8 protein-coding genes are annotated in these 9344 nt (G+C 66.7%); 7 read left to right on the forward strand and 1 reads right to left on the reverse strand.

The features are described 5' to 3' along the window. Both AB4Y99_RS21065 and fhuB read left to right on the forward strand, forming a co-directional pair. Positions 1–960: ABC transporter substrate-binding protein (locus AB4Y99_RS21065; RefSeq protein ID WP_441524693.1), on the forward strand; the 960-nt coding region annotated here is incomplete at its 5' end. Then, positions 957–2945 (forward strand): Fe(3+)-hydroxamate ABC transporter permease FhuB, encoded by a 1989-nt coding sequence (gene fhuB, locus AB4Y99_RS21070; RefSeq protein WP_441524694.1) that lies wholly within the window; start codon positions 957–959, stop codon positions 2943–2945. The genes AB4Y99_RS21065 and fhuB, both read left to right, overlap by 4 nt. Before the next feature lie 408 nt (positions 2946–3353). Here fhuB and AB4Y99_RS21075 read toward each other — a convergent pair whose 3' ends face one another. Then, a complete protein-coding gene (locus tag AB4Y99_RS21075; protein ID WP_441524695.1) occupies positions 3354–4373 on the reverse strand; it encodes a GlxA family transcriptional regulator in 1020 nt (339 codons plus the stop codon). A 107-nt stretch (positions 4374–4480) separates the two neighbouring features. Here AB4Y99_RS21075 and AB4Y99_RS21080 point away from each other — a divergent pair, with 107 nt between their 5' ends. The 5 genes from AB4Y99_RS21080 to AB4Y99_RS21100 are packed head-to-tail and all read left to right on the forward strand — an operon-like array spanning position 4481 to position 9282. After that, complete coding sequence (locus tag AB4Y99_RS21080; protein WP_441524696.1) at positions 4481–5524, forward strand: ABC transporter substrate-binding protein; 1044 nt, start codon at positions 4481–4483, stop codon at positions 5522–5524. Between the two features lie 31 nt (positions 5525–5555). After that, positions 5556–6611, forward strand: coding sequence for an ABC transporter ATP-binding protein (locus AB4Y99_RS21085; protein ID WP_441524697.1), 1056 nt, complete (start codon positions 5556–5558; stop codon positions 6609–6611). Then, on the forward strand, positions 6611–7444 hold the full coding sequence (locus tag AB4Y99_RS21090; RefSeq protein ID WP_441524698.1) for an ABC transporter permease: 834 nt from the start codon (positions 6611–6613) through the stop codon (positions 7442–7444). The genes AB4Y99_RS21085 and AB4Y99_RS21090 overlap by 1 nt, the downstream gene beginning before the upstream one ends. A 1-nt stretch (position 7445) precedes the next feature. Further along, a complete protein-coding gene (locus AB4Y99_RS21095) occupies positions 7446–8234 on the forward strand; it encodes an ABC transporter permease (RefSeq protein ID WP_441524699.1) in 789 nt (262 codons plus the stop codon). A 34-nt stretch (positions 8235–8268) separates the two neighbouring features. Then, positions 8269–9282, forward strand: coding sequence for a proline racemase family protein (locus AB4Y99_RS21100; protein WP_441524700.1), 1014 nt, complete (start codon positions 8269–8271; stop codon positions 9280–9282). Positions 9283–9344: the final 62 nt, after the last annotated feature.

Here is a 9344-nt window from a genome sequence, read left to right on the forward strand (position 1 = left end):
ACGCGACCCTGTCCTACCGGTGGTGAGGGCTTGAGCGGGAGATCAGCTCCGCAGGGCCTGACGCGCCGCGACAGCTTTCGGGTGGTGGCGGCGGCGGCCGCTCTGGCGCCGCCAGCGGTGGCGTTTGCAGCGGAGACCAGAGAGCCTCGCGCCTGGGTGGCGCCGTCGCGCCTCGTCGTGCTCGATTGGGGGCTCGTCCAGACCGTGCTTGCGCTTGGCCGGGTTCCGGTCGGCGTGCCCGCGCCGGGCTGGTACGATCGCTACGCCGTCACGCCGCGGCTGCAAGCCGGTGTGACCGATGTCGGCCTATTGTTCGCCCCCAATTTTGAACTCATCCAGGAGCTGGCCCCGGACGCGATCCTGGCAACGCCGGCGCTGGCACCGGCCCTGCCATTGCTGAGCCGCATTGCGCCTACGGAGCCTTTCGCGGTGTTCCAGCCCAGCCGCGAGCTGCTTGCCCGCTCGCAGCGCGAGACGGCCCGTCTGGCGGATTTTCTGGGCGTCCCGGCTGCCGCGGCCCAGCTATCACTTGCCCATGATGAAGCCATGCTCCGGGCACGCGCCAGGCTCGCGTCGTATGACGGCAGGCCGATCTACCTCGCGAGCCCGATCGACGACCGCTATGTGACGGTCCATACCGCGAACGGCCTGTTCGACGCGATCCTGACAGCGCTCGGGCTCGTCAACGCCTGGAAGACGGCCTCACCCATTGGGTTCGCGCCGGTTCCACTAGCGCAGCTGACCGAAGCAGGGGCTCGTGTTCTCCTGCTTCGTACACCGCTCTTGGCAGATCCCGGCGCGCGACTGGCCAGAAGCGTCTTCTGGCAAGCACTGCGTTTCGTGCGGGAGGGGCGCATCCGCGTTGTCGAACAGGTGCTAAATAACGGCGGCCTGCCGTCCGCCACCCGCTTTGCAACCCTGCTCGCCGACGCGCTGACAGCGCCGGACGGTGCTTTATGACGGCGAGCCCCGCGCCTGCCCTGCCCCGCCGCGCCATCTTGCTCGTGCTGCTGGCAGCGCCAGCCCTGTTGCTGTTCTGGTTCGATCTCACGCGGCTGGCGCCGCCGGAAGCCTGGCTGCGGATCATTCGCGCACCGGATCGGAATGCGATGGCGGAGCTGTTGTTGCGAGACGCGCTGCTTCCGCGTGCCCTCGTCGCCATGCTGTGCGGCGCGGCCCTGTCGCTGGCCGGCCTCCTCTTCCAGCAGATCCTGCRCAATCCCCTGGCGGAGCCGGCAACGCTGGGCGTTTCTAGTGGAGCCTATTTGGCGATCGCAAGCGCGACCTTCTATGCCCCGACCCTGCTTGCGACGTCGCGCGAGGCCGTTGCCTTCGCCGGCGCCGCTACAGCGGGGACGCTCGTCTTCCTGCTCGGCTGGAGCCGCACGCTCTCACCAGTTCGGCTTGTTCTGGCCGGGCTCGTCGTCAACATCACCTGCGGAGCGGTGGCTACGGCGCTCGCCCTGTTCAACGATCAATCYGTGGCGGGCCTTTATCTATGGGCCAGTGGGAACCTGTCCCAGAGCGGCTGGGAYGGGACGGCCTATCTGCTGCCGCGTTTCTTTGCCGCGATTCTTGCCACGGCCCTGCTGCTGAGGCCRCTGACGCTGCTGGGGCTCGATGAGGGYATTACAGCTGCTCTCGGCCTCTCTCCGGGGCTGGCCCGGTTGGCCGGGCTCGTCGTCGCCATCGCATTAACGGCCTTCGTCGTCAGCGCGGTCGGCAATATCGGCTTCGTCGGTCTCGCGGCGCCGGCCGTCACCAGGCTGGCCGGCGCGCGGCGCCTGCGCGACCAGTTCGTCTGGGCACCGCCTGTCGGGGCGGCGCTGCTCTGGCTGGCGGACGAGCTCGCATCCCGAATCGGGATCGGCGCGCAGCAACTCCCGGCGGGCACGGCGACGGCCCTCATCGGCGTGCCGCTGCTCCTGCTACTTTTGCCGCGGCTGAGCCACTCTGGTGAGTTGCCCCGCGACGGCGCCRGGCGAAATGCGCGCGCCTCCCGTCCTCTGGTTATTCTCGCGACACTCCTTTGCCTGTGCCTGCTTGTCTTYTGCGTCGCAATCAGCTTCGCGCCGGGAGTTCGGGGCTGGCARTGGGCGAGCGGTGCGCAACTCCACGCGCTCYTGCCCTGGCGGTGGCCTCGCGTGGCGGGCGCGCTCTCGGCCGGCGCGATGCTGGCCGGCGCAGGTTGTCTAATCCAGCGCCTGACCGGCAACCCACTCGCCAGCCCCGAGGTCCTCGGCATCGGTGCCGGCGGCATGCTGGCAATGATCGGCGCGCTGCTGCTCGACCTCCCGCTGGATCCGCTCTTTCAGACGGGTGCCTTGTTCGCGGGCGCAGTGGCAACCTTCCTGTTACTCCTGCTGCTTTCCAACCGGTCCCCTATGTCCGCTGCCCGGATGCTGCTGACAGGGATTGCGATCAACACCGCCTTCGCGGTCGTCGTCGCTCTCTTCGTCGGCAGCGGCGACCCGCGCGGACTCGTGCTGCTTCGGCTCGTCTCGGGCTCGATGTCGTTGGTACGCGAGACGATCGCTGCCGCAATGCTCGTCGCGACACCGGTCCTCTTCGTTTCGTTGCTGGCACTGGCTCGCTGGCTTGCGCTGCTGCCGCTCGGCATGCCTACGGCCAAAGCCGTGGGTGTATCGCCGGCAAGCCGCCTGCTGGTGCTGTGCGCGGCTGCCCTGCTGACGGCCTGCGGTACGCTGATCGCGGGCCCGATGAGCTTCGTCGGGCTGATGGCACCGCATATGGCGAGCATGCTCGGGCTGACGCGCCCCGTGCAGCATTTAGCAGGCGCGATGCTGATGGGCGCAGGGCTGCTGATGGCGGCGGACTGGCTGGGGCGTGTCGCACTTTTTCCCAACGAGCTGCCGGCCGGCATCGTAGTGACGCTGCTGGGAAGCCCCTATTTTCTCTGGCTCCTGCGCCGGCAAGGCGTTTGACAGGCGTATGCCATGATGGCGGGATYTTGGAGGCAGTCACAATCAAGGGGCGGRAAATTTCCGGCTAGTAAAGGCCGTCCTCAAGTGCGTGGCTTGCCGGCATCGGCTTGAGTGCGGTCCCCGGCATCGGTCCGGTTGTCGCTGCGGGCGGCCGCGCCCTATCGCCCACCCGTGATCTGACAATGTCGGAGGGGCCGCGCAGCCGAACGGATCCTCCGTTCGACGAGACTTTTGATAGGAGCCACRGCAACGCAAACCAGATCGGCTTCGCTAGAGGGGAGCAACGCCGAAAGTGGATTTTCGGACGCGGCGCACCTCCGCATTTATGATTCGTGCGGACATCAAGCTTCCTCCGGAAAGAGGACACTAGCTTTTTAAAAGGCAATCGAGCACCCAATGCACGCTGCCCTACCTATTTTGGCGCAGGGCGCGCGGCGTTTCTCCGAATGACGCCTTGAAGTCCCGCGAGAGATGGGCGCTGTCGGCAAAGCCCGTGCCCATGGCGATGTCGGTGAGCGAGCGCTTGCTGTTCAGGATCAGCCATTTCGCATAGTCGAGCCTAAGCTTGCGCTGGAAGGCCGCCGGGCTCTGCCCCAATGAGGCACCGAACAGACGTTCGAGCTGGCGAGAGCTGACGCCGACATAGCGCGCGACGGCGGCGATCGGCGGGGGATTGTCGAGCCGCTGCTCAATAAACTGCGCCGCCTGCTGCACCCTGACGTCGAGATTGGGCGCCAGCTCGGCATAGAAATGCGCCTGCGGCATCTCGGCCGGGCGCATGTCCTGCAGCATCATGTGCCGCATCGCCTGCTGGGCCTTGTCGCGGCCGCAGTGGCGGGCAACGAGATAAAGGCCGAGATCGATTGCTGCGGTCGAGCCCGCGCAGGTAATCAGGTCGCCCTCGTCGATGAAGAGTCGCTCGACCCCGGCCGAGACCTTGGGAAAACGCTCCTTGAACGCGTCGAGCACGTTCCAGTGCACGCAGACCCGGCGCGGGCCGGCGAGGCCGGCCCGGGCGATGGCGAAGGTGCCAGTGCAGATGCCRAGCAGCCGGACACCCGATGTCGCTGCGCGGCGCAGATAGCCGAGCAAGCTGTCGGGCAGGGCGTCGTTGAGATAGTCGTTGCCGCCGCAGACGGCGATGTAGTCGAAACCRGCGGGCTCGAGCAGGCCCGCGTTCGGAGTGACCGAGACGCCGCAGCTCGAGCGGCGCGGCTCCCCATCGAGGCTCATCACCGTCCAGCTGGCATGAAGTTGGCGGCTGCGTCCGCCATGGTCTGCTGCCAGCCGCAAGACATCGATGAGCCCGGAGAAGGCGGCGAGCGTGAACTGGTCGAGCAGCAGGAAGCCGATCCGCAGCCGCGAGACGGGCGTAGCCCTGGGCTGCGACCGGTCGCTGACGGGGTGATGGAGCTGGACGCTGCTCATGTCGTGATTATTCAAATTTTGGGCCGGCGCATTCTAGTGCCTTTTGCTGCCTCCGCGCCAACATGTTCCTACAAAAGCGCAAAGACGCTCGGCAGAGGAGAACGACGATGACCCGACCCATCCGGCTGGCCGCGGCTATGCTCGCCACCACCCTGCTCACCGCTCCAGCGCTGGCACAGCAGCCCTCGTCGATCACCGTCGCCTGGTATGGCGGCAATTGGGGCGACGCCTTCAAGGCTTGTGTTGCCGAACCCTTCACCAAGGCGACCGGCATCGCCGTCAATGCCGAGATCGGCACCTCGACCGTCACCCTGGCGAAATTGCAGCAGCAGAAGTCCGCCCCCACGATCGACGTCGCCTGGATGGATGGCGGCATCAGCGAACTCGCGCTCGCCGCSGCGGTGACCGATAATCTCGATCCGGCGGCGATCCCCAATCTCGCGAACACCCTGCCGGAAGCGATCTACAAGAGCGGCGTGGCCACCTATGCGGTCGGCACCGGCTATTATTCTCTTGGGCTCACCTACAACACCCAGAAGGTCAAGGCCGCGCCGACCTCCTGGAACGATCTCTGGAAACCGGAGTTCGAGGACGCCGTTACCATCCCCTCCCCGGCGAATTCATCCGGCGTGCCCTTCGTGATGTTCCTCTCGAAGATCTGGGGCCATCCGKCCGGSGATCTGTCCCCGACCTTCAAGAAGATCAAGGAMCTCAAGGCYGCGYTGTTCTTCGATTCCTCGGGCGCCGCGACCAACGCCTATCAGAGCGGCGARGCGATCATCGGCGCGCATTTCAACGTCGGCGCCTGGGATCTCGCCGACAAGGGCCTGCCGATCGGCTTCGTCGTGCCCAAGGAAGGCGCCTGGGCGACCGATGCCCGCCTGCATCTGGTCAAGGGCACGCCGAAGAAGGAGGCCGCGGCCAAATTCATCAACCAAGCCCTGACGCCCGAAGCCTCCGGCTGTCTGGCCGAGAAGCTCTATCTCGGCCCGTCGGTGAAGAACGTCGTGGTGAAGCCCGAGACCGCCCGGAAGCTGCCCTGGGGCGAGACCGGCTCGGTCAAGAACCTGCAGCTCTTCGATTGGGCCGAGATCAACGGCCTGCGCGCGCGCGTCGTCGACGAATGGAACCGTCAGATCGCCCGCAAGTGAGCTGATGGCAACGAGCATCGCGAGCCGCAGCATGAGCCCCATCCTCGCCATAGACGGCCTGTCCAAGCATTTCGGCGGACAGCCAGCGCTGACGGCGATCGAACTCGCCGTCGAGCAGGGCGAATTCATCGCGCTGCTGGGCCCCTCGGGCTGTGGCAAGACCACGCTGCTGCGCTGCATCGCCGGCTTCCTGACACCGGAAGCCGGCGCGATCCGGCTGGCGGGCGAGGATGTGACGCAGCTGCCGCCCTATCGGCGCCCGCTCAACACGGTGTTCCAGAACTATGCGCTCTTCCCGCATATGAGCGTCGCTGAGAACGTGGGCTATGGCCCGCGCCGGCAGGGCGTCGCCAAGGACGAGACGGTCAAGCGCACGGTGGAAGCACTGGAGCTTGTCGGCCTCGCCGGCTTCGGTGCGCGCCTGCCGGCGCAGCTTTCCGGCGGCCAGCAGCAGCGCGTCGCTCTGGCGCGCGCCATCGTCAACCGGCCGMAATTGCTGCTGCTSGACGAGCCCTTGAGCGCACTCGACCTGAAGCTRCGCAAGAAGGTCCAGGGCGAGCTCAARCAGATCCAGCACCGGCTCGGCATCGCCTTCCTRTTCGTGACGCACGAYCAGGAGGAGGCGCTGACCATGGCCGACCGGATCGTGCTGATGRATCGCGGCCGGATCGAGCAGATCGGCCGGGGGCAGGAYATCTATGCGCAGCCGGCGACCCGCTTCGCCGCCGACTTCATCGGCGATGCCAACCTTCTGGCGGTCGAACGACGCGGCGACGGCAGCTGCTCGCTGCTCGACGGTGCGATCACGCTTCCCGCCGCCGATGCGCCGCAGGGCCAACTCACCGGCGTGCTGCGGCCGGAGGATATCCTCGTCACGGCCGAGCCCGTTGCCGGGCGCCTCGCKCTSCCGGCCGTCGTTTCCGAGATCGTSCATGTCGGCAGCCACGCCTCGGTCGCCCTTGCCRTCRGCGGCACCAYGCTGGCCGCCCGGCTCGCGCCGTCGGCACTKGCCGRCCTGAGCGTRGGCCAGCCCGTCTTCGCCACTATCCGCCTCGCCGACCTCCGCCTCGTGCCGGGGGATGCGTGATGAGCCGAGCGCTGCGCCCGGTCCTGCTGCTCTGCGCCCTGCCSGGGGCCTTCTTCGTCGCCTTCTTCCTGGCGCCGATGGTCGTCGTCCTGATCGCGAGCCTGACGACGCCSGCGGGCCAGCYGACCTTCGCGCATTRTGTCCGCATCCTCGCCGATGCCTATCACTGGGACGTGCTCTGGGTGACGTTCCGGATCGGCGCGCTGACCACGCTGGTCTGCATCCTGATCGGCTATCCGCTCGCCTGGTATCTCGTCCGCATCGTGCAATGGCGGCCSTGGCGCCGGTTCTGCGTGATCCTGCTGGTCGTGCCGCTCTTCACCAGCAACATCGTGCGGTCCTTCGGCTGGATGGTGCTGCTCGGCCGCAACGGCCTCGTCAATGAMGGGCTGATCGGGCTCGGCCTGATCGAGCGGCCGATGCGCTTCCTCGGCACCGAGCTCGGCATCCTGATCGGCCTCGTCTACATCCTGCTGCCCTTCATCGTGCTCGCGGTCGGCAATGCGCTGGCCAAGGTCGATCCGGCTCTGGAACATGCCTCTGCCGATCTCGGCGCGACGCCGGCCGCCACCTTCCGCACCATCATCTTCCCGCTCAGCCTGCCCGGCCTGATGKCCGGCGCCGTCATGGTCTTCATGCTGGCGGTCAGYGCCTATGTCACGCCGGCGCTGCTCAGCGGCGGACGGATCACCGTCTTTTCGATGCTGATCTTCCAGCAATACAGCTCGGTCTTCGACTTCAACTATGGCGGTGCGCTCAGCATCACCATGCTGGTGCTGACGCTGGCGCTCGTCGCCATCGCCGGACGGCTCAGTGAGCCGAGGAGGGCCTGAGATGGTGTCGGCTCTCATCCGGATCGTCTCCTTCGCCGCGCTGGCCTATCTCGCGCTGCCGCTCGTCGTCCTCGTCGGGGCGTCGCTGACCACGACCAGCTTCCTCGCCTTCCCGCCGCAGGGCGTCACGCTCGCCTGGTACGGCAAGATGCTGGGGGACCCGTCCTATGTCTCGGCCTTCCTGGTCAGCACGCTGCTCGCCGTCGCCGCGACCATCGTTGCGGTACTGCTGGCGGTTCCGGCTGCGATCGCCATCGCCCGCTATCGCTTCACGGGCCGCGGCCTCCTCGCGGAAACGCTGATGTCGCCGCTGATCCTGCCGCATGTCGTGCTCGGTGCGGCGCTGCTGCAATATGGCAGCGCGATCGGGCTGGTGCGCAGCTTCCCGGCACTGCTCGTCGGGCATGTCGTGATCATCATGCCCTTCGTGCTGCGTGCCGTGCTGCCGCAATTGACCGACGAGCAAAAAAGCCTGGAGGAAGCCTCGGCCGATCTCGGCGCCCGGCCGCTGACCACCTTCTTCCTGGTGACCCTGCCGCAGATCCGCAGCGGGCTCGTCAGCGGCGCGATCTTCGCCTTCATCGCCTCCTGGATCAATGTCGAGCTCAGCATCTTCAACACCACGGCTGAGCTGACCACGATCCCGGTCAAGCTGTTCAATTACGTCCAGTACACGATCGACCCGACCATCGCCGCGGTCTCCGGCCTGACGATCATCGTCGCCGCCKTCGTGATCGTGCTGCTCGACCTCGCCATCGGCCTCGACGTGCTCTCGGAGCGACGCCGCTAACCCCTCGACCAGCTGTTTTCCCAAGGAGCCGCACATGCGCCAGCAGAATGTCTTCGACGTCGTCTACACGCATACCGAGGGTGAGCCCCTCTGCATCATCCATAGCGGGRTTCCCTATCCGGCYGGATCGAACATCCTGGAGAAGCGCCGCTTCCTGGAGGAGAATTATGACTGGCTGCGCTGCGCCCTGATGCGCGAGCCGCGCGGGCACAAGGACATGTTCGGCGTCTTCCTGACGCCGCCGTCGGGACCTGATTACGATGCCGGCCTTATCTATATCGACGGCACCCAGTATTCCCATATGTGCGGCCATGGCACGATCGCGGTTGGCATGGCGATGGTCGCGCTCGGCCTCGTCCGGCGCGGCGAGAACGGCCGCACCACCATCCGCTTCGAGACCACCGCGGGGCTGGTGACGGCCGAGGTCGCCAATGACGGCCCGGAGGTGCTCTGGACCCGCTTCGAGAACGTGCCGGCCTATGTCGCGGCGCAGGACGTACCGTTCGACCTGCCGGGCATCGGCTCGCTCAAGGCCGACATCGTCTGGGGCGGCAATTATTTCGGGATCATCGACCTGCGCGGCACCTCGCTCCGGATCTCGCCGGAGAACGGTTCCGAGCTTTCGCGCCTCGGCATCATCGCCCGCGAGCAACTCCGCCAGAAGGTTGCGATCCAGCACCCGGCCTCGGCCCATATCAACAACTTCAACTTCGTCACCTTCTGGCACGAGCCGACGATCGAGGGCGCCTTCTACAAGAACGTCCACGTCTTCTCGGCCGGCCAGCTCGACCGTTCGCCCGGCGGCACGGGCACCAGCGCGATGATGGCGATGTTCGAGGCGCGCGGCCTGATGAAGCTGCAGCAGCCGATCCGCTCCRAAGGCCTGCTCGGCTCCGGCACCTTCGAGGGTTGCCTGGTTGGCGAAGCCAGTCTGAACGGCACGCGCGCCGTGCGCCCCACTGTGAAGGGCACAGCTGGCCTACTTGGCACGGCACGCTGGACCATCAACCGCGACGATCCAGTTGATGCCGGCTTCTTAGTCGCATGAGCGATCCACAGCGCCGGGACAGCCAGCTTGGCTGGCCCGGCGCGTTCGCGAGAGTGTGCTGG

The organism is Allobosea sp. TAB14 (assembly GCF_052113865.1).
Lineage (GTDB): Bacteria > Pseudomonadota > Alphaproteobacteria > Rhizobiales > Beijerinckiaceae > Allobosea > Allobosea spartocytisi.